General features: G+C 63.2%; 23 protein-coding genes. 2 read left to right on the top strand and 21 right to left on the bottom strand.

What is annotated here, in order from left to right; all coding sequences use genetic code 11:
• Window positions 1-20: 20 nt before the first annotated feature.
• From ACSAMM_RS08130 to ACSAMM_RS08185, 12 genes are all read right to left on the bottom strand, one after another.
• Window positions 21-458 (bottom strand): hypothetical protein, encoded by a 438-nt coding sequence (locus ACSAMM_RS08130; RefSeq protein ID WP_457790956.1) that lies wholly within the window; start codon window positions 456-458, stop codon window positions 21-23.
• Between the two features lie 214 nt (window positions 459-672).
• Complete coding sequence (locus tag ACSAMM_RS08135; RefSeq protein ID WP_178722151.1) at window positions 673-945, bottom strand: spore coat protein; 273 nt, start codon at window positions 943-945, stop codon at window positions 673-675.
• Window positions 946-959: 14 nt separating this feature from the next.
• Window positions 960-1,145 carry a spore coat protein gene (locus ACSAMM_RS08140; protein ID WP_178722153.1) on the bottom strand — a complete coding sequence of 62 codons (186 nt, stop codon included), beginning with the start codon at window positions 1,143-1,145 and terminating at the stop codon, window positions 960-962.
• Between the two features lie 130 nt (window positions 1,146-1,275).
• Entirely contained in the window at window positions 1,276-1,659 is a 384-nt protein-coding gene (locus tag ACSAMM_RS08145) for a type II toxin-antitoxin system PemK/MazF family toxin (protein WP_457790958.1), read from the bottom strand.
• A gap of 272 nt (window positions 1,660-1,931) precedes the next feature.
• Window positions 1,932-2,732: an ABC transporter permease subunit gene (locus ACSAMM_RS08150; RefSeq protein ID WP_457790959.1), complete on the bottom strand. Its 801-nt coding sequence runs from the start codon at window positions 2,730-2,732 to the stop codon at window positions 1,932-1,934.
• Entirely contained in the window at window positions 2,725-3,621 is an 897-nt protein-coding gene (locus tag ACSAMM_RS08155; RefSeq protein WP_178722157.1) for an ATP-binding cassette domain-containing protein, read from the bottom strand. The genes ACSAMM_RS08150 and ACSAMM_RS08155 overlap by 8 nt, the downstream gene beginning before the upstream one ends.
• Before the next feature lie 17 nt (window positions 3,622-3,638).
• Window positions 3,639-3,779: a hypothetical protein gene (locus tag ACSAMM_RS08160; RefSeq protein ID WP_457790960.1), complete on the bottom strand. Its 141-nt coding sequence runs from the start codon at window positions 3,777-3,779 to the stop codon at window positions 3,639-3,641.
• A gap of 127 nt (window positions 3,780-3,906) precedes the next feature.
• Entirely contained in the window at window positions 3,907-4,827 is a 921-nt protein-coding gene (locus ACSAMM_RS08165; RefSeq protein WP_457790962.1) for a BadF/BadG/BcrA/BcrD ATPase family protein, read from the bottom strand.
• Window positions 4,824-5,735: an N-acetylmuramic acid 6-phosphate etherase gene (gene murQ / locus ACSAMM_RS08170; RefSeq protein WP_457790964.1), complete on the bottom strand. Its 912-nt coding sequence runs from the start codon at window positions 5,733-5,735 to the stop codon at window positions 4,824-4,826. The genes ACSAMM_RS08165 and murQ overlap by 4 nt, the downstream gene beginning before the upstream one ends.
• A gap of 331 nt (window positions 5,736-6,066) precedes the next feature.
• Entirely contained in the window at window positions 6,067-6,252 is a 186-nt protein-coding gene (locus ACSAMM_RS08175; RefSeq protein ID WP_457790966.1) for a hypothetical protein, read from the bottom strand.
• Window positions 6,253-6,312: 60 nt separating this feature from the next.
• Window positions 6,313-6,507, bottom strand: coding sequence for a hypothetical protein (locus ACSAMM_RS08180; RefSeq protein WP_178722165.1), 195 nt, complete (start codon window positions 6,505-6,507; stop codon window positions 6,313-6,315).
• Window positions 6,504-6,839 carry a hypothetical protein gene (locus ACSAMM_RS08185; protein WP_457790968.1) on the bottom strand — a complete coding sequence of 112 codons (336 nt, stop codon included), beginning with the start codon at window positions 6,837-6,839 and terminating at the stop codon, window positions 6,504-6,506. Before ACSAMM_RS08185 ends, ACSAMM_RS08180 begins: the two co-directional genes overlap by 4 nt.
• 253 nt (window positions 6,840-7,092) lie before the next feature.
• Here ACSAMM_RS08185 and ACSAMM_RS08190 point away from each other — a divergent pair, with 253 nt between their 5' ends.
• Window positions 7,093-7,335, top strand: coding sequence for a hypothetical protein (locus tag ACSAMM_RS08190; protein ID WP_178722169.1), 243 nt, complete (start codon window positions 7,093-7,095; stop codon window positions 7,333-7,335).
• A 46-nt stretch (window positions 7,336-7,381) separates the two neighbouring features.
• Here the strand turns inward: ACSAMM_RS08190 and ACSAMM_RS08195 are convergent, their stop codons facing one another.
• From ACSAMM_RS08195 to ACSAMM_RS08235, 9 genes are read right to left on the bottom strand one after another with little or no spacing between them, the layout of a single operon-like run.
• On the bottom strand, window positions 7,382-8,041 hold the full coding sequence (locus ACSAMM_RS08195) for a V-type ATP synthase subunit D (protein WP_457790970.1): 660 nt from the start codon (window positions 8,039-8,041) through the stop codon (window positions 7,382-7,384).
• A gap of 30 nt (window positions 8,042-8,071) precedes the next feature.
• Entirely contained in the window at window positions 8,072-9,442 is a 1,371-nt protein-coding gene (locus ACSAMM_RS08200) for a V-type ATP synthase subunit B (protein WP_178722045.1), read from the bottom strand.
• A complete protein-coding gene (locus ACSAMM_RS08205; protein WP_457790972.1) occupies window positions 9,442-11,214 on the bottom strand; it encodes a V-type ATP synthase subunit A in 1,773 nt (590 codons plus the stop codon). The genes ACSAMM_RS08200 and ACSAMM_RS08205 overlap by 1 nt, the downstream gene beginning before the upstream one ends.
• A 47-nt stretch (window positions 11,215-11,261) precedes the next feature.
• Entirely contained in the window at window positions 11,262-11,576 is a 315-nt protein-coding gene (locus ACSAMM_RS08210) for a V-type ATP synthase subunit F (RefSeq protein WP_178722050.1), read from the bottom strand.
• Window positions 11,569-12,546: a V0D/AC39 family V-type ATPase subunit gene (locus ACSAMM_RS08215; protein WP_457790974.1), complete on the bottom strand. Its 978-nt coding sequence runs from the start codon at window positions 12,544-12,546 to the stop codon at window positions 11,569-11,571. The genes ACSAMM_RS08210 and ACSAMM_RS08215 overlap by 8 nt, the downstream gene beginning before the upstream one ends.
• A gap of 24 nt (window positions 12,547-12,570) precedes the next feature.
• Window positions 12,571-13,209, bottom strand: a complete 639-nt coding sequence (locus tag ACSAMM_RS08220; RefSeq protein ID WP_457790976.1) for a V-type ATP synthase subunit E — start codon at window positions 13,207-13,209, stop codon at window positions 12,571-12,573.
• Entirely contained in the window at window positions 13,209-13,691 is a 483-nt protein-coding gene (locus ACSAMM_RS08225) for a V-type ATP synthase subunit K (RefSeq protein WP_178722056.1), read from the bottom strand. The genes ACSAMM_RS08220 and ACSAMM_RS08225 overlap by 1 nt, the downstream gene beginning before the upstream one ends.
• A 32-nt stretch (window positions 13,692-13,723) precedes the next feature.
• Complete coding sequence (locus tag ACSAMM_RS08230) at window positions 13,724-15,697, bottom strand: V-type ATP synthase subunit I (RefSeq protein ID WP_457790978.1); 1,974 nt, start codon at window positions 15,695-15,697, stop codon at window positions 13,724-13,726.
• A 60-nt stretch (window positions 15,698-15,757) separates the two neighbouring features.
• Complete coding sequence (locus ACSAMM_RS08235) at window positions 15,758-16,078, bottom strand: hypothetical protein (RefSeq protein WP_457790980.1); 321 nt, start codon at window positions 16,076-16,078, stop codon at window positions 15,758-15,760.
• Between the two features lie 438 nt (window positions 16,079-16,516).
• Between ACSAMM_RS08235 and ACSAMM_RS08240 the strand changes: the two genes are divergently transcribed.
• A complete protein-coding gene (locus ACSAMM_RS08240) occupies window positions 16,517-19,474 on the top strand; it encodes a CotH kinase family protein (RefSeq protein ID WP_457790982.1) in 2,958 nt (985 codons plus the stop codon).
• The last annotated feature ends 3 nt before the right edge of the window (window positions 19,475-19,477 follow it).

The raw sequence follows: 19,477 nt of genomic DNA on the forward strand, positions 1-19,477 counted from the left end.
TTTCGAAGAAAACGCGATGGTCAATACGCGGCCAAGCTGCCTATGAGCAGCGCGAAGAACAGCAAAACCACAAGCGGAAGCAAACAGGAGCTGATGATGTTCAGGACCATAGCCGCGCGCAGCCGCCGTTTTTCCTGCGACGCCCAGTCGGCACTCTGGGCCAAGATGGTCATCACCAGGGCGGCAATCCCCAGCGGCATGAAGCCCATGACGATATTGATGATCGACCACACCAGCTGCCCCACCGCCAGCTGCCGGCTGGCGGGGTAGTCGCCGACCCCGTACCCGCCGTATGAGAAGTAGGGCTGGGCGTAGAGCGGCGGTGCCGCCTGGTAGCCGGCGGGCGGAGGCGGAGCGGCATATGGGGGCGGAGAGGCGGACGGCAAAACAGCGCCGCAGTGCAGGCAGACAGCCGTTTGCTCCGGATTGCTCCATCGGCAGTAGGAACAGACAACCATACCGAACCCCTCCTTTGTGATGACAGAAGGACACTGGAAAAAGCGTCCCTGAAACACCTGCGAACCATGGAAACGCAGCTAGGATTCTGCGTCTTATTCGCCCAAAGCCGCACTTTTTCAGCCTTTTAACGAATCTACGCTCATTATGCCACATTTACCGGACAAACGCAAGAAAAAAAGCCGCCCGCTGAAAGCGGACGACTCCAAGGCGACTTTATTGTGCGGAAAATTTCTGCTTGGCGCTCTGAATCTTCTGTTCCTCTGCCATGGGTGTGGGATACCAGCCGCGCTTCTGCATTTCGGTGAAGACGCCCGCCTGGATGGCGTGCTCCTCCCGGAGAAGCTTAAGCAGCTCGTCCCGCACGGCGGGGGTGGCGCATTCGTTGGCGCAGGTGTTGTACGCATCGGTTATCTGCTTCTGCGCGCTCAGCGCATCGCCGAGCATGTCCTTATCCTGCATCGGGAGGGCGGCGTTGTTCTGGCTCATCTTCGTCTCCCCCTTCAGTTCAAGAACGCCAGCAGGCGATCGTAGTGGTTTTGATGCTGGCCGGCGATTTGCTCATACTGGGTCTTCAGCTGCGGATCGCTGCTCAAGACGGCGTAGGACTTGTATTTTTTAACCAGGAGCTGTTCGGCGCTCAGCTGGTCTTCCAGGGAGCTGAGCTCCTTGGCGGTCAGGTTCGGCATAGAGGTTCGTCCTTTCTCATTTCACGTCCGGTTCGGGTATAGTGTCTGCGGCGGCGGGGAAAATATTCACAGGCGGCTTCAGCCGTTTTCAGAAATACCAGCTTTCGTCTCGGTTTGTTCAGGCAGGCTCCTATGTAGCCCTTCTCTGAGCGTCGACTTCCTTGTCCATTCCCAGGCCAAAGCTGATTTGCAGCGCCTCGTCCACACGGGTCATGGACGTGTCGTCCAGGCGGCCCATATGCTCTTTGAGGCGGCGTTTATCAATGGTGCGGATCTGCTCGAGCAGAACAATGGAATCCCGGGCCAGTCCGCTACCGAGGGAATTGAGCTGAATATGGGTGGGCAGCCGCGCCTTGTCCTTCTGACTGGTAATGGCCGCCGCAATCACGGTGGGGCTGAACCGATTACCCACGTCGTTCTGTACAATCAACACCGGGCGGATACCGCCCTGCTCCGAGCCCACCACCGGGCTGAGATCCGCGTAAAAAATATCTCCTCGACGAACGTTCACCATTCTCACTCCTGTTTTTTTCGGATGCATATCGTTTGAACGCCGGGGAATCCGCCGGCCATTCCGTTATCCATAGGATTACCTGTTCCAGAAAGTTTATACAAGCCGAGAGAAAAACTCCCCAAAGCCCCCTTGCAGGCGGCTGGCCTGTATGCCTTTCCTTGGCAGGTTTCGCGGCGGATACCCGCCTCGTTCCATTGTATGCATGTCCGAAAAATGAGTGAAAAAAGAACAGGACGCGCCTTCGTGCGCATCCTGTTCTTTTCGGCCGTTTGTCAGATTGGCAAATCCCGGCGGTGGAACAGCAGAATCCCCGCCGCGTACAGCGCGGTCCCTAGCAGGCCCAGCACCGCGGCGAAGACCCAGCCGGCCGCCTCCCCGGCCAGCAGCTTATCAGGCTGAAACAGGGTAAACAGGGTGATATACCGCAGGGTTTCCAGCTTGCCGCCCATGTTGGCCAGCATCTGGATGAGGTAAAACACCGTGGCCGTCCCTGCGCCCAGCGCCAGGGAAAGCCGGGTGGTGTTGCTGATGCAGGAGGCGAAAAAGCACAGCCCGCTCAGGCACAGATGCAGCAGCCACACGCCGAGATTCAGCCGCAGATAGCCGGCCACGTCCAGCACGCCGGGGAACATCGCCGCGCTGCACCCCCACCCGACCGCCGTGCAGACCGCGATGATGGCTGTGACCCCGGTAAGCAGCACCGCCATCTGGGTGACGGCGACCCGCGTGCGGGAGTTGGGGGCGGCCAGCAAATAGGCCATGGAGCCCCGATCGACATGGCGGGCGACCAAGCTGTTTGCCGTTATGGCAGAAAACACCAGGGGGAAAATCAGCATCAAGAATCCGTACAAATAATTGGTCAGGAACTCCGCCAGGGTGGCGCCCGGGTTGTTCATGCCGAACATGGCCATGATGTCCGGCATGGTCTGCATGAGGGTGGCGAGCAAATCCCCGATACGGGGATCGAACATGGACACGATCACCGCGTCGTACATCGTCAGCACGGCCAGAAAGATAACCAGCGGCTTCCAAGAGGCTCGCAGCCCCTGCCGGTATAACGCACCGTTAAGCATGCACCCCCGCCTCCTCTCCGTAAAACTGGAGGAACACGTCCTCCAGCGACTGACTGGCCGCCTCCAGGCCGGAGACCCTGTGCCGGCCCATGGCAGCGATAAACGCCTGCAGATCCGTCTGCACCTCCACGGTGACCCGGCATCCCTCCCGACCGGCGACCCGCAGCCCCTCGGCGGCGAAGGCCGCGGCCTCCGCCTCGTCGGCCAGGGTGACAGTGTAGCGGCGGCGTTTTGCTTTTTTCAGGGCCTCCACCTCGTCCACGGCCACCAGATGCCCCTGCCGGATAATCCCCACCCGGTCGCAGGTGCGTTCCACCTCCTCGAACATGTGCGAGGACATAAGGATGGTTTTGCCCCGCCGCCTCTCCTCCCGGATTAACTCTACAAACCGGTTTTGCATCAGCGGATCCAGGCCGCTGGTCGGCTCATCGAGGATCAACACCGCCGGGTCGTGCATGAACCCGCAGACGATGCCGATTTTCTGCCTCATGCCCTTGGACATTTTCTTCAGTTTTCCCCGGGAATCCAGCTCGAACCGCGCCATCAGCTCCTCCGCCCTGTCCAGGTTCTTCATTCCCCGGTAGGCCGCCATAAATTTGATAAAGCTCCAGCCGGTCATGTCGTCCATGAAGGCAATCTCCCCGGGGATATATCCCAGATCCCGCTGGATGACCGCAGCCTTGCTCGTACAGTCCAGACCCAATATGGAGCAGCGGCCTCGCTGAGGTCGGATAAAACCCATCAGCTGCCGGATGGTGGTGGTTTTCCCCGCGCCGTTGGGCCCCAGAAAGCCAAACACCTCGCCCTTCTCCAGGGAGAAGGAGATGTCGAACACGCCCTTGCCCCCGCCGTAATCCTTAGTCACGGATTTAACTTCTATCACGCTCACAGGGTTTCCTCCTTATATCATTGGGTTTTAAGCATCCGCAGATGGGCGAGAACCTCCTCGTTCCGGGCTTCCCGATCGTCTCTCCCCTGCCGGCACCGCTCCCACATCAGGCCGTTGGCGCTCCGCAGGATCCGCTTCATGAACTGGACAGGAGCCACGCCGTCCTGAAATCCGCCTCCTATCGTTGACGGTCGGGTGAATCCTCTCTCTATTATAGTCCGTTGGCCAAACGGCACAACCCCCCCGCGCCAAAAAAGCCTCCGGCTATAACGCCGAAGGCTTTGCTTATGCCCGCAGGTGCCTCAGGGCCAGATGGACGGCGCCCCAGGCGGCGTCCTTTTCCGCCGGCCGGACGGCGGCCAGGGGGCAGGCGGCGATCAAACGCCTTTCGAAATCCTGCCGCACCTGCTCGCTTTTCAGCAGCACACTGCCGCTGAGATACACCGAAAACGCCTCTTCCCGCAGTGACAGGCGGCGCACGGCGGCCAGAGCCATGTCCGCCAGCTCCCGGGCCGTATCGGCCAGGATGTCCAATGCCACCTCGTCCCCCAGCGCGGCGGCCTCGTCCACCAAGGGGGACAGGGCGGCCAGGCGGCGCTTATCCGCCCCCTCTCGGTACAGGGCGGCGGTCAGCTCCTCGGCACCGGCGCAGCTCCAGGCCGCGAGGAGGCTGTCCAGCAGCCGCGTCTCCGGTCCCCGGCCGTCCACGCCCCACAGACTGCGGCGCAGGGCCTGCACCGCCATGGAATAGGCGCTGCCCTCGTCGGAGAACAGGTGGCCCCAGCCGCCCACGCGGGCCAGGTTCCCCCGGCCGTCTTTTCCCAGACAGATGGAGCCGGTGCCGGCGGTGAGCGACAGGCCGGGCGCATCCTCCAGGCTGGCGTACAGCGCTGTCACCGCGTCGTCCATCACCGTCACGCGGGGGCAGCCGGTGGCGGCCCGCAGAATCTCCCCGACAAAGGCCGCGTCCTCCCGGGTGAGGATGCCGGCGGCGCCGACGCAGACGCTTTGAAGCTCCAGTCTCTCCGGCGCACGGGCCAGCGCCCGGCTGACGAGCGCGCGCAGGTTTTCCGCGGCCGGCCCCCGGCCGCAGGAGCAGAGGTTGGACGGGCCGCCCGTCTCCTCCAGAAGCACCTCTTTGTCCAGGGAAGCCAGGCGGAGCAGCGTCTTGGTTCCACCTCCGTCCAGGCCCATCACGGCTTTCATACGCCGCCCCTTTCCGTGGCGCGCAGCGCCTCCAGGCTTCCGCCTGCGGCGGCCAGGCGCTCCGCCGCCTCCCCGACCCCGCAGTCCAGCCATAGGGAGGCGACGGCCCGCTTGACGTCATATCCGCACAGGGTCAGCCGGGCCGCCGCCTCTTCGGCGGGGCAGCCGGTGATGTCCGTCACCATCCGGGCGGCGCGGGCGCGGAGCTTCTCGTTGTTCGCGTCCATATCCACCATCCGGTTGCCGTACACCTTGCCCAGCCGGATCATCACCCCGGTGGACAGCATGTTCAGCACCATCTTCTGGGCGGTTCCCGATTTCATCCGGGTGGAACCCTCGATCGCTTCCGGCCCGGTGAGAGGGGCGATGGTGACGGTGGCCAAGCGGGACAACGCGGTATCCGGATTGCTGCACAGACCGACGGTGAGGCACCCGGCCTCGTTCGCCTGCGCGATCGCGCCCAGCACGTAGGGAGTGCGCCCGCTCGCAGTGATGCCGACGACCGCGTCGCCGGCCCCGGCCCGCCGGCAGCGGATTTCCTCCCGGCCCATGGCCGCGTCGTCCTCGTCTCCCTGGGCGGCGTCGCCGATCCCCTCCAGCCCGCCGGCCAGAATGGCCTGCACCAGGTCCGTCGGCACGCCGTAGGTACAGCGGCATTCGCTGGCGTCCACCACGGCGAGGCGGCCGCTGGTGCCGGCGCCGATATAAAACAGGCGCCCGCCCGCCTGCAGCCGCGCGGCAATCCGGTCGACGGCGTCGGCGATATGAGGCAGCTCCCTCTCCACGGCCGGCGCCACCTTTTTGTCCTCGTCGTTGATAAGACGCAGCATCTCCAGGGTGGAGCACCCGGAGATGCCCGCGGTGGCTGGGTTGTTGGTCTCGGTCAGCAGGGTATGGATCGCATCCATGGGACATCCCTCCTTCATTCTGGCTCTTTCTTCCGTTGTACCATACCGAAGGGGTGGGAGCAATATCTCTTTTTTACGATACGTATCGAAGTTTACAGATTCAGCAGCACGATGGGCACCGTGCCCACCGCAATACTCGGGAACAGGCCGGACGCGTTCATCCGCACACACAGCACCATAACACGGATTCCATCGAGCCATTCACGGGGGAATCCTCCACTTCCCTGCCCTACCCATGGTTAATTCATTCACCCTATATCGTCAAAAAATCCCAGGCCATATCGACCTGGGATCATTCCCCTTGCCATATTTCCGCCCGCCGGCGGGCATTCTATACCATATCCAGCGCCTCGCGCAGCTCCCGCACCGCATCCTCATATTCCGCGCCGGTCATGCCGCAAAGCTTCAGCCTGGTTTTCAGCTGCTCGTAATCGCCGCCGGTGCAGGGCCGGCTGGCGCGGATGTGGACCGCCTGTGCCAGCACCGCCCATTTTTCCGCCTGTGTCTTTTCCGTCATAAACTCGTTGTCATCCTTTCCGATCCAAACCAATGCCGTTTATCAAAATTATCCAGCGGGTCACCGACCGCTCTTCTTCCGGGCGCGCAGCGCGCCGGCCACCGCCTGGGCCACCGCGCTGTCGTAGCCGCGCCGCTCTTTTTTGTAGGCGGCCAGCTGCGCTTCCCGCTTGGCTTTATAACTGAGATAGGCCGGGCAGGAGGCATGGCAGTCCGGCGTGCGTTTGCCGCAGTCGCGGCAGGGAAATGTATTCACGTCTCTCCCTCCTCCAGGGGCGCGTCTCCCCACTCCTGCCGGGGAACCAGGCGGTAAAACCGCACCCCCTCGTAGGTGAACCATTCCTCCATCGCGCCCGCCGGCCGGCCGCCGCGCTCCCGCGCCTCTCCCGCCGTTTTCCAGCCGCGCCGCAGCACCCTGTCCACCGACCGGGCCAGCTTGTCGAGCCCCCGTCCCACATACACGCCGTCGGAAAAGACCGACCGGTATACCGTGGCGCCGTCCGTTGCCCGATCCTCCCGTAACAGCCGGATGGCCGCGGCCGTCTGCATCACCGTTCGGCGGCAGTCCTTCAAGCCTCTGTCCTCCATGTCCACGCGCCTCCCCTCAGCCGATTCGCCGGTGTCCACCTTATATGCATATGCGCCGCCCCGCCCGGCTTGTTCCTTTTTTCAAAAAATTTCCTCCCTTCCCCGTTTTTCACATGAGTTTGGAACGTTTGTTCTGCATATACTATACCGCATCCCGCGTCCCATAAAACGGACTCGCCGCTGGTTCCAGAGATTGCGCCGCATACCCGCCGCCGCGCGGGGAACGCTATTAATGGGAAAGGAGCTGATTTTCATGCCCGACAAAAAATTGCCTTATAATGCCGAGGACGGCCGGGAGCTGTTCGACAACCTGTTCGCCGTCGCGTCCACAACGGAATGTACCGGCCTGATTCCGGCGGCGCCGGAGGAAGCGCCGGAGATCACATCCTACAGCGATATTTATGACATCCCCCTGGCCAACGATCCGAGCGCAGCCAAACACGATATTCAAAACGTAAAGAAGACAGACAAAAACAACGAGTTTAATCAGACATGATAAAGCCCCGGAAAGCGTTTTACGCTTTCCGGGGCTTTGTTTAAAACTATACATGCTCCTGATAATGGTGGGCGCTTTCCAGCATCATGTCCTTGACCTTCATCAGCCGGGTGCGGCTGGACCGGTCGTTTTCCTCCAGCTTCATGGTGATGTACCGGATGGTCTCCTGCAGCCGGGGGATCATTACGTGCTCCAGGGCGTTGACCCGCCGGCGGGTCTTTTCGATCTCCGCCGCAAGCAGCTGGGTGGCCTTCTCACATTCCGCCAGCCGCAGCATAACAGGCAGCAGCCCCGCCAGCTCCTCCACCGCGCCGTCCAGCTCGAAGGAAGTAAAGGCGAAGCCGTAGGGATAGCTGTCCCCCTTTTCCTCCGTCCGGGGCGCGGTGTGAAAGACGGGGATGTCCACGCTCATGACATTACGGGAGGACACCTCCAGCCCCACCTCCTGCTTAGGCGTCAGCAGGGCGGCGTCCAGCGCCTCCTTCTGCATGACCGCGCTGGCCAACACAAAATGGCGGTTGGCTTCCCGGATACCGGCCTCCACCTGCTCACGCAGGGCTTTGTTTTCCCGGATGAGATCGAGAAACCGGCGCATCAGCTCATCCCGCTTGTCCTTGAGCAACTTATGCCCCCGCACGGCGGTGACCAGCCGCTTTTTCAGCCGGGTCAGCTCCATGCGGGTGGGATTCACATTCATAACGGCCATAAGCGGGCCTCCTTCGCGCGGACGTTTCTGTTATTTCCCATAGTAACGATCCAGCATGTCGTCGCCGATTCGCTTGAGCTCGCTGCGGGGGAGGATGGACAGGAGCTTCCAGCCCAAATCCAGCGTCTCTTCAATGGAGCGGTTGGTGTCGTAGCCTTGAGAGACGTATTCCGTCTCGAATCGGTCGGCAAAGGCAGCGTAGAGCTTATCGATATCGGTCAGGGCGGCCTCGCCCAGGATGACCATCAGCTCCTTGGCGTCCTTGCCCCGGGCGTAGGCCGCGAACAGCTGGTTCATGGTGCTGGCATGATCCTCCCGGGTGCGGTCCTTGCCGATGCCCTTGTCCTTCAGGCGGGACAGGGAGGGCAGCACGTCTATGGGCGGCATGATGCCTTTGCGGTACAGCTCCCGGGAGAGGATGATCTGTCCCTCGGTGATATACCCCGTCAGGTCGGGGATGGGGTGGGTCTTGTCGTCTTCCGGCATGGTCAGGATGGGGATGAGGGTAATGGATCCGTCCTTTCCCTTCAGGCGGCCGGCCCGCTCGTACAGGGTGGCCAGGTCGGTATACATATACCCGGGATAACCCCGGCGGCCGGGCACCTCCTTGCGGGCGGCGGAAACCTCCCGCAGGGCATCGGCGTAGTTGGTGATGTCGGTCATGATAACCAGCACGTGCATCCCCTGGTCAAAGGCCAGGTATTCGGCGGCGGTCAGGGCCATTTTCGGGGTGGCGATCCGCTCGATGGCCGGGTCGTTGGCCAGATTGATGAACAGCACCGTCCGGTCGATAGCGCCGGTCTGACGGAAGGACTCGACAAAATAGTTGGACTCCTCGAAGGTAATGCCCATGGCGGCGAACACCACCGCGAAGGGGGTGTCATCATTGCGCACGGCGGCCTGGCGGGCGATTTGGGCCGCCAGGTTGGCATGGGGCAGGCCGGAGGCGGAGAAAATGGGCAGCTTCTGGCCCCGGACCAGGGTGTTCAGGCCGTCGATGGCGGACACGCCGGTCTGGATGAACTCCTGCGGATAGTTGCGGGCAGCCGGGTTCATGGGGGTGCCGTTGACGTCCAGGCGCTTATCCGGCAGGATGTCCGGCCCGCCGTCGATGGGACGGCCCAGGCCGTCGAACACCCGGGAGAGCATATCGGGCGACACGGGCAGCTCCATGCTGCGGCCCAGGAAGCGCACCTTGGAATTGGCCAGGTTGATGCCCGCCGCGCTTTCGAACAGCTGCACCAGGGCGTTTTGGCCGTCCACCTCCAGCACGCGGCACCGCCGCTTCTCCCCACTGGGCAGCTCGATTTCGCCCAGCTCGTTGAATTTCACGTTTTCCACGCCGCCCACCATCATCAGAGGACCGGCGACTTCCCGGATTGTGCGGTATTCCTTAGCCATCAGTTCGGTTCCTCCTCGCTTGCCGCGCCGGCGATTTCTTCCTCAAGCTGCGCCATGGCGCGGGCGAACTCGTCCGCCGCCTCGTCTTCGGCGGCGTATTTCAGACGGCCGATCCGCTCTCTCGCGGGCAGGGCCACCAGGGTGTCGATGTCGATCCCCTGCTCCAGTGCCGCCCGCGCCCGGTCATAAAAGCCCAGGATGGCGGTCATCATCAGATACTGCTTATCCAGGGAGGTATAGGTGTCCACCTCATGGAAGGCGTTCTGATGCAGGTAGTCCTCACGGATGGAACGGGCCGCCTCCAGCTTGAGGCGGTCGGGGGCGGACAGGGCGTCCATACCCACCAACTTGACGATTTCCTCCAGCTCGGCCTCCTCCTGCAGCAGGGCCATCAGGCGGCCCCGCAGCTGGCTCCAGTCGTCCCGGACATTCTCATTGAACCACTTGGCGAGAGAATCGGCGTACAGGGAATAGCTGGTCAGCCAGTTGACCGCCGGGAAATGGCGCTTGTAGGCCAGAGAGGCGTCCAGCCCCCAGAACACCTTGACAATGCGCAGGGTGGCCTGGGACACCGGCTCGGAAATATCGCCGCCGGGAGGGGACACAGCCCCGATGACTGACAGGGCGGCCTCCTTGTCCTGCGATCCGTTGACAATCACCCGGCCGGCCCGCTCGTAGAACTGGGCCAGACGGCTGCCCAGATAGGCGGGGTAGCCTTCCTCGCCGGGCATCTCCTCCAAACGGCCGGACATTTCCCGCAGGGCTTCCGCCCACCGGGAGGTGGAGTCGGCCATCAGGGCCACAGTATATCCCATGTCCCGGAAATATTCCGCGATGGTGATGCCGGTGTAAATGGAGGCCTCCCGGGCCGCCACCGGCATGTCGGAGGTATTGGCGATAAGCACCGTGCGCTCCATCAGGGAGTTGCCGGTGCGGGGATCCTTCAGTTCAGGGAACTCGTTGAGCACGTCGGTCATCTCGTTGCCCCGCTCGCCGCAGCCGATATAGACGATGATATCCGCCGCGGCCCATTTGGCCAGCTGGTGCTGCACCACGGTCTTGCCGGAGCCGAAGGGGCCGGGCACCGCGGCCACGCCGCCCTTGGCCAGGGGGAACAGGGTATCGATGACCCGCTGGCCGGTGGTCAGCAGAATATCGGGGGACAGCTTACGCTTATAAGGACGGCCCACCCGCACCGGCCAGGTCTGCATCAGGCACACCGGCACCTCGCCGCCGTTCACCGACGCGATGACCGCCGCCGTGTCCTCTATGGTGTAATCGCCCTCGGCGATGGTTTGGACCGTACCGATAACGCCGTTGGGCACCATGATTTTATGCGAGACCACAGCGGTCTCCTGAACGGCACCCAGCACATCCCCAGCCCGCACCTCGTCCCCGACAGCCTTTTCCGGCACGAAATGCCAGCGCTTGGCCCGGTCGAGAGAGGGCACGTCGACGCCCCGCCGCAGATTGGTGCCGCTGACCCGCATGATCTCCTCCAGCGGGCGCTGGATGCCGTCGAAAATAGAACCGATGAGCCCCGGCCCCAGCTCCACGCTCAGGGGGATCCCGGTGGATTCCACGGTTTCCCCCGGCCCCAAACCGGAGGTCTCCTCATAGACCTGTATCGAAGCGCGGTCGCCGTGCATCTCGATGATCTCCCCGATCAGGCGCTGCTCACTGACCCGCACCACATCGAACATGTTGGCCTCCCGCATGCCCTCGGCAATAACCAGCGGGCCGGCCACCTTGGTGATTGTCCCCGTTGTCATCCTGTCATCCAACCTTTCCCGCAGGTTCGCAGCCCTGCCTCCACCACTTATTGGAAAATGATATCCGCGCCGACCGCCTTTTCCACCGACTGGCTCAGTCGCCGGATACCCAGGCCGGTGTTCCCCTTCACCCCCGGGATGGGGATGACGGCCGGTACCATGGCCTCCTCCTGCTTTTTCATTTCCTTCTCCAGCAGGGCGGCCAGCTCCTCGGTGATATACACCACACCGTATTCCCCTCCGCACAGGCGATGGAACAGGCCGGGGGCCAAGCCGGGATCGTCGCAGGGAAAAATATCCAGCCCGATGGCGGCGAAGCCCTGGATGCTTTCGGTGTCACCCAAAACCGCCACTCTAAGCATACAGCAGCCGCCCCCTTTCCCGCATGGTGTCCGCGCTTTGGCCGGTACGGATACCGGACGCCAGCATGTGTACCGCCCGGATTTCCGTCTCCTTGGCCAGCAGATACCCCACCAGGGGCGCGGCGCCCAGGGTCACGCTCTTGGCCCGCCGGGCGGTTTCCATCAGGCGATCGTCCACCCATTTTTCAAAGGCCGCGGGCGACTGGCGGTAAGCCTCCGCCGCCCCCCGGCTGCCATGGGCGTTCTGCCTCTCTAGAAGCGCGAGGAACTCCTCCTCCCCGCCCCGCAGGGCGCGGATCCATTCCTCAGGCTTCATGCCGCCGCAGGGGCACAGGGCCTCTTCTAGAAAGAGGCTGCGCCGATCCGTCCGGGCGGCCCGCAGGGCGATCTTCACATCGGCGTAAAACACCTGGAGAACCACGATGTCCTCCACCAGGGGATCCCCCGTTCTCCCGGCTGCGTCCAGCATGGCGGACAGGGCCGCCCTATCCAGCACGGCGTCGGCCAGCTGGGCGTCGGAGGCGTGGGCGAGAACGTCGTACGCCCTCTCCATCGCCCCCGCCAGCCAGGCGGGCAAGGCGGCGAACCGCCGTTCCTCCGCCGCCGTGTAAAGCGCCTTCGGCGGCAGGGTGCAGGGGGCCAGCAGCAGATGCTGCGCGTCCCGGCCGGACAGGGTGCTTTTCAGGGCCACCTTGGCGTTATGAATATCGTTGCGCAGCAAAAACGCGTCGAACAGGCTCTTGTCAGGCGCGACCGACCAGATATAGTCCCACAGGCGGACCGTTTCCTCCCGCAGGAGCTCCTCCGTCTCGCCGCGTCCCGCCGGATCGCCGTAGCCCTTATCCCGCAGCAGGGAAGCCAGCTCGCGGTCGCTGCCTGCGAGCATCAGCCCCTCCATATCCTGCCGGGTGAGCAGGCTCCCTTCCCTGGCGCGCACGCTGCCCACGGCAAACGCATAGGATGCCGCCATAAATGTCCGCCGCCTTTCTAAAAACTAGTCCTCGTCTTCCCCGTCGGCAAACAGCTCCCGGTTGATGAGATCCTCGAGCGCCTCCCGTTTTTCCTCCGCGAGGGCGGAGAAGGCGGCGTTGATTTCCACGTCCCCGTATTGCAGCAGGAAGCCGCCGTCAATAGCGCAGGGGACGCCGGAGACAGTGATCGTCCCCTCTACCCCTGCCTCCTTCAGCAGAGCGCGCAGCCGGCTGTCAAAATCGGCGGGCAGACGGGCCAAATCCCGGGCGTTCAGCCGCAGGATCCCGGCGCCCGGCTGGACACTGCGGCCCAGCACCGGGAGCAGCCGGTCGAAATACGCCTCGTCCGGCAGGGCGTTCAGATATGCGATGGTGGCTGTCATGGCGGCGTCCAGCTCCCGCCGGCGATGCGCGAGCTTGGCGTTGCGCACCCGGAGCGCGGCCGCCGAGCGGGCGGCGCGGCGGATGCCCTCCTCCTGCTCCAAGCCCTCGGCAAGAATGGTGGCCGCCTGTTCCTGTGCGTTGCGCCGTCCCTCCGCGGCGACAGCCGCCGCCTTTTGCTCCGCGGTGTCCAGCTTGGTGCGAACAGCCTGGCGCGCCTCTTCCAGAATTTCCTCGACGATTTTGTCACAGCCCGTCATGGCCGCTCCCCCACTCTCCATCAGATATTGGTCATCCCCGCAATGTTGATGACGGACAGCAGGGACACCAGGAAGGCCAGCAGGGCGTAGATTTCCACCAGGGTGGTGGAAACCAGGGCCTTCGAAAAATCATTGGGCTTTTTGGCCATCAGGGAGATACCGGACACGGCGGCCCGCCCCTGCGCTATGCCGGACAGGAGGCCCCCTACGGCGATGGGCAGGGAAGCCGTCAGATACAGCAGCCCCTTGGTCAGGGACATGTCGGCGCTGCCGCCGAGAACGCCGATGTTCATCAGCATCATGACGGTCACAATGAAGCCGTACAGACCCTGGGTGCCGGGCAGCAGCACCAGCACCAGCATTTTACCGAACTTGGAGGAATCCTCCGACATGGCGCCCATGGCGGTTTCCGCCGCCATACCCACGCCCTTGATGGAACCGATGCCCGCGACCCCCGTCGCGATAGCCGCGCCCAGCAGCGCCCAGATGATGCCGTTACCCATAGTTTCAACCATTCCTTTCCTGATTCAGGCCGTCAGGCCTCTTTGTGCAGACGGACATATTGACTGCGGTAGGCAAAGGGCTGGAACGCCCGGCCGCCGCCTTCATAAAATTTGGAGAACAGCTCCACATACTGGAGCCGCAGGGTATGGACATACGCGCCCAGCGCGTTGATACCCAGGTTGAGGGTATGCCCCACCAGGAAGATGACCGCGAAGGGGATGAGCCCGGCGATCCCCCCGCCGAACATGGAGCCCAGCAGGTTGAACACCATCCCCATGACCCCGGTGGTCAGACCAAGGGCCATCAGCCGCGAATAAGACATCAGGTCGCTGACGTAGCTGGTCACATCGTAGAGACTGGCCACGCCGGAGAGCACCTTCATGGGGCCTTTCTTTTTGCGGCCCTGGGTGAGGACCAGGCCGAGCAGGGAGACGGCGGCCAGACCGCCACCCACTTTCACGAGCACCGCCGCCGCGGGAAGGGCCATTCCCCCCGCAAGCAGGGCGAAGCCGACGAGGGCGGTCATCCAGAAGCCGGTGTCGAACACGGCGCCCAGGCGGTCGCCGGCACGCCACTGCATATAGAACTTCACGCCCATACCGGTCAGAATCTGCACAAAGCCCAGGCCGACGCCCAGAACCAGCAGCATCACCGCGTCGGGAATCGGATCGATGAGCTTGGGCATGGTCCAATCGATGTGGAAAAAGGTTTTGGCGATGGTTTCCGGCGCGTTGCCGAAGAAGCTGCCGAACACCAGACCCCAGAGAATGGTGGACACCCCGCAGTTGCGGAACAGCCGCAGATTGCGGGCCATGGCCTCCTCGGGGCGGCATTTGCGCAGCAGGAAGGCCGCGCCCAGAACCAGCAGCAGACCGTAACCGGCGTCGGACAGCATCATGCCGAAAAACAGGTAATAAAAGAAGCTGACCACCGGCGTGGGGTCGATATCGCTGGGCAGAGGCATGGCGTACATTTCGGTTATGGATTCGGCCGGGGCGGCGAAAGCGTTGTTATACAGCTTGACCGGGGCCTCCCCGGGATCTCCGTCCTCTGTCTCCAGCACACAAGGGCATAGAGCTTCCAGCTGCCGCTGCACCAGCGGAATATCCACCGCCGGGATCCAGCCGGTCAGCAGGAAAGCGTGACGGCTGTGGCCAAGCGCCCCGATGGCCCGGTATTTATCCGCCCGGGCGGTAAAATAGTCGGCGACCAGTTCCATATCCCGCCGCTTTTCGGCCAGGGCTTCCAGTTCCCGGGCCATTTCCGTCTCCCGCGTACGCAGGCCAGTCAGCTTGTCCTCCAGCCGCCGCTTTTCCTCGGCGGGAAGCTGAGAGGACGCGCCGGCGGGGCGGGCGAAACCCAGGGCGCGCAGCGCCTGCTCCATGGCGGCGGCCTGCCGCTTGGGGCACAACAGGAACACACAGGTCTGCTCCTGCGCGGCGGAGAGCACCTCCCCGTCGAACAGCAGCCTCTCGTTGCTTTCCGCCAGCGCGGCGGCCAGGCTTTCCAGCGTGAACAGCCCCGGCAGGGTGCCAATAAAGGCGGCTGTGGAACGGGTGCCGGAGAACCGGAAGGACACGTCCAGCCCCTCCCAAGCCTCCAGCTGAGCGGCCGCGGCGCGCAGCCGCACCCGTTCCGCCGCTTCCTCCGCCAGCTGCCGCTGGATCGTCAGCACTCGCTGACAATCCTTCATCACGGCGGCGCTTTTACCCGCGGCGGCGTCCAGTTCTTCCTCCGAGACCTCCCGCCGGCCGGACAGGGCGGCCAGAAGGCCCTGCTTTTCAGGGAGCCTTTCCTTTAAATAGTCCAGCGCCTGCCGGGCGGTCTGCGCGGAGCGCTCAAAGCCCTGGGCCTGCGCGTCCATATCCAGCCGGTCAAAGCCGTCCGGCGGCTGTTCCTCCGCCTCAATTTCCACGGCCCCGAGCCTCTGCAGCTTTTCCATCAGAGGCTTCCTGTCCTTGCGCAGAGCCAGCAGGCGGATGCGTTTCATCTGCAGTTTCGCCATAGCGTGTCACCTCCGGCGTATCGTTAGGGATACAAAGCCTATCCGCCAATCCCTGACGGCTTAGGCATCGTCCGCGAGCAGCCTTTCGGCCGCCAGACGGATCACCGCGTCCCGGCGGGCCATGGCACGCTCGGTCAGCTCTCGGCAAGCGGACGCGGCCTCTTCCTCCGCGGCGCGTCGGATGGCCTCGCCCTCCGCCCGGGCGCTGCGCAGGCCCTCGTCCCGCCGGCTCTGCGCCTCATCGAGAATTCGGCGCCGATCGGCGGCCGCTTCCTCTCCGGCCTGCCGCAGCCGGGCGGACGCTTGTTCGTCGCCCTGCCGCTCGATATTCTCGGCCTCGCGTTCCGCCTGCCGAATCCGTTCCACCAGTTCCGCCGCCATGGGACCTCGCTCCTTTTCCGTTTCATCTGTGCCGAAATTCAATATCTTTACTATTTTACTGCATTTGTGCACGGAAGTCCAGTTTTATCCAGAAAAATTCAAGGCAATTTGCCGTCGGTCTAGTATACCCGCAATTTGGAGGAATTTTTCCGATTTTTTGCAGGCGGCCTATGGAATTGGCCTGAGGGAGTATGGTATACTGGAGGCACTGAGGTTTTTGGCGGGATTTGTCGAACCCGCTGGTTCCCGTGCATGTTTTCCAGTATAAAGAATTCCCGCTCAAAATACCAGCCACAGATTCTTGAATTCTTGTCGAATTCTCAACACGCGTCTCTTATTTTGTTGAGTCCTTCGGTAAACTTTTTGTGAACGACCGGCATCTACAGATAAAGGACTGGTTTTCAGGCGGGGCTCCCCGCGCAGAAAGGACGGATGGCCATGCAGCCAGAGGATTTTGAAAAAACCAAACGTTCCAGCGGACCGCTGAGGCTGATCGCGTTTTCCGCCGCCGGTTTTATCCTGCTGGGGGCGCTGGCCGTCGCGGCCGGGAACTGCGCGGTGCAGACCGGCGGAACGCCCGCCGCCGCGTCACCCCTGCAGATTTCCGAATATATGAGCAGCAACAACGCTGTACCCGACAGCGCGGGAACCTTCAGCGACTGGGTGGAGGTGACAAACGCCGGGGACACGGCCCTATCCCTGAAGGGGTACGCCCTGGAGAGCGCGAAAAAGACTGGCATGCTGCCCGACAGGCAGCTTCAGCCCGGGGAGTGCGCCGTGATCTACTGCGACGGGCTGGGCCGGGAGGAGGGGCGCGCGGCCTTCCGGCTGAAGGCGGCCGGCGGCGAGGAGCTGCTGCTCAAGGATCCCGCCGGCAAGACGGTGGACGCGACCACCACCATAGCGCTGGAGACCAACGTGTCCGCCGTCCGGGGAGAGGGGATTTTCTCCGCCGCGGCGCGCTACACGCCGGGATACCCCAACACCGACGAGGGCTACGCCGCCTATATGGCGTCCCGCCAGGTCAGCCAGAGTGCTCTGGTGCTCAGCGAAATCCTGGCGGCCAACACGGTGACCCTGGCCGATGCCGATGGGCAGTTTGCCGACGTTATCGAGATCCGTAACGACTCGAAGGAAACCATCCAGCTGGAGCGCTACGGCCTGAGCAACGACAAGGAGCAGCCGCTGAAATGGCAGTTTCCCAAACGGGAGCTGAAGCCGGGAGAAACGCTTCTGGTATTCGCCTCCGGCAAGGGGCATTCCAGCGACGCGCGGGAGCTGCACGCCCCATTCAAGCTGGACAAGGCGGCGGACACGGTGGTGCTGGCCGCGCCGGACGGACGGATCCTCGACAGCGTGGAAATCAACGGACTGGACAACGACATCGCCCTGGTGCGCGGCGGGGACGGCCAGTGGAGCCGCACAGCGGCGGTATCCCCCGGGTACCCCAACACGGCGGAGGGGATGGAGGCGTTCTGGAAAGCGCAGGACGCCTCCCGCACGGGGCTGCGCATCAACGAGGTGATGACCCGCAACAACACCATCGTGTGCATCGGCGGCCGGCCCTACGACTGGGTGGAGCTGTACAATCCCACCGACAAGCCGATTTCCCTAAAGGGATACACCCTGAGCAACGACACCGACACTCCCGGGCGGTTCGCCCTGCCCGACAAGACGGTGCCCGCAGGCGGATATCTGGTGATTTACTGCACCGGGGAGACGGTGGACGGCGGCACGCGGTACATCCAGGCAAATTTCAAGCTAAACGGTGGGGACGGCGCGGTGGCGCTGTACAAGGACGGAAACATGGCGGACGGCGTCAGCCTGTCGGGCATCCCCATCGACTGCAGCAAGGGGCGCCGGGAGACGGGAGGCGCGGGGTTCTGGCTGTTCACCAAACCGACCCTGGGTGCGGCCAACGGCGGCGGAGGCGAGCGGGACCGGACAGCCACCCCGGTGGCGGCCACCAAGCCCGGGATTTACAACGGCGTGCAGAAAGTGGAGGTTGCCCTGAGCGGGGAGGGGGCGGTATACTATACCCTGGACGGTTCGGCCCCCACCACGGCGTCGGCCCGGTACACCGGCCCTTTCGCCGTGACCGCTACCACGGCCGTGCGTGCGATAGCGGTCAAGCCAGGGGCGGTGCCCAGCGACATCCTCACGGCCAGCTATATCGTCAACGAAAACCATCAGATGGACGTGGTCAGCCTCACATCGCCGCCGGACGGGCTGTTCGGTTATGAAAAGGGCATCTACGCTGTGGGCAAGGGGCAGGCCGATTACCCCAACGAAGGGGCCAACTTCATGCAGCACGGTTACGCCTGGGAGCGGGCGGCCCATGTGGAGCTGTTCCCCCAGGACAAGGAGGAAGCGGGCTTTTCCGTAGGGTGTGGGGTACGGATTTTCGGCGGCATGTCCCGCACCTATCAGAAAAAGTCCCTGACGCTGAAGTTCCGGGACAGCTACGGCGCGAGCCAGCTGGTGTATCCGGTGTTTGCCAGCCGGGACAATCGGGTGTTCGATAATCTGCTGCTCCGCTCCGGCGGGCAGGACTGGGCCAAAGCCATCATGAAGGATGTCCTGACCACCAGTCTGGCGGACGACACGGATATTCTCGCCAACCAGGCATACCGGCCGGTGGTGTTGTACATCAACGGGGCCTACTGGGGCATCCACTACATCCGGGAAAAAATCAACGAAGGGTTTATCGCGGCTAACGCCAACGTGTCGGAAGACAGCGTCAACCTGCTGGTGGCCAACGGCCGGGTGGGCGCGGGCAGCGAGGATTATCAGGCGCTGCTCAGCTACATCAAGGCGCACAGCCCGCTGAACGCAGAGGCGTACCGGTATGTCTGCGACCGGATGGACGTGACCAGCTTTGCGGATTATCTCATCACCGAGATGTATTGCGGCAACAAGGATTCAGGGAACATCCGCTGGTACCGCTCCAGCGAAACGGACAACAAGTGGCGGTGGATCCTCTACGACACCGACATCACCTACGCGGCCGGCGAAAACTGGGTATGGTTTCTCATCGATCCGGCAGGCACCGGCACCGGGCAGAATTTCAGCACCGCCCTTATCAACGGGCTGCTGACCAGCGGGGAGTTTCGGCAGCTGTTCTTGGAACGGCTGAAGTTCAACATGCAGAACACCTTCCGCACCGACAAGGTGCTGGCCCGCATCGACGAACTGAGCGGGAAGCTCAAGCCGGAAATCGCCCGCAATTATGCCCGGTGGGAAATCAGCCGCGATTGGAACGCGATGGTAGCCGGGATCCGCTCGTTCGTAGAAAAGCGGCCGGCGACCCTCAAGCAGGAGTTCCTGGACGCGCGGGTGGCCGCGAAATTTCAATATACGGCGCAGCAGCTGGATGACTGCTTTGCCGGACAGTGAGGA

The organism is Anaeromassilibacillus sp. SJQ-5 (genome assembly GCF_054108045.1).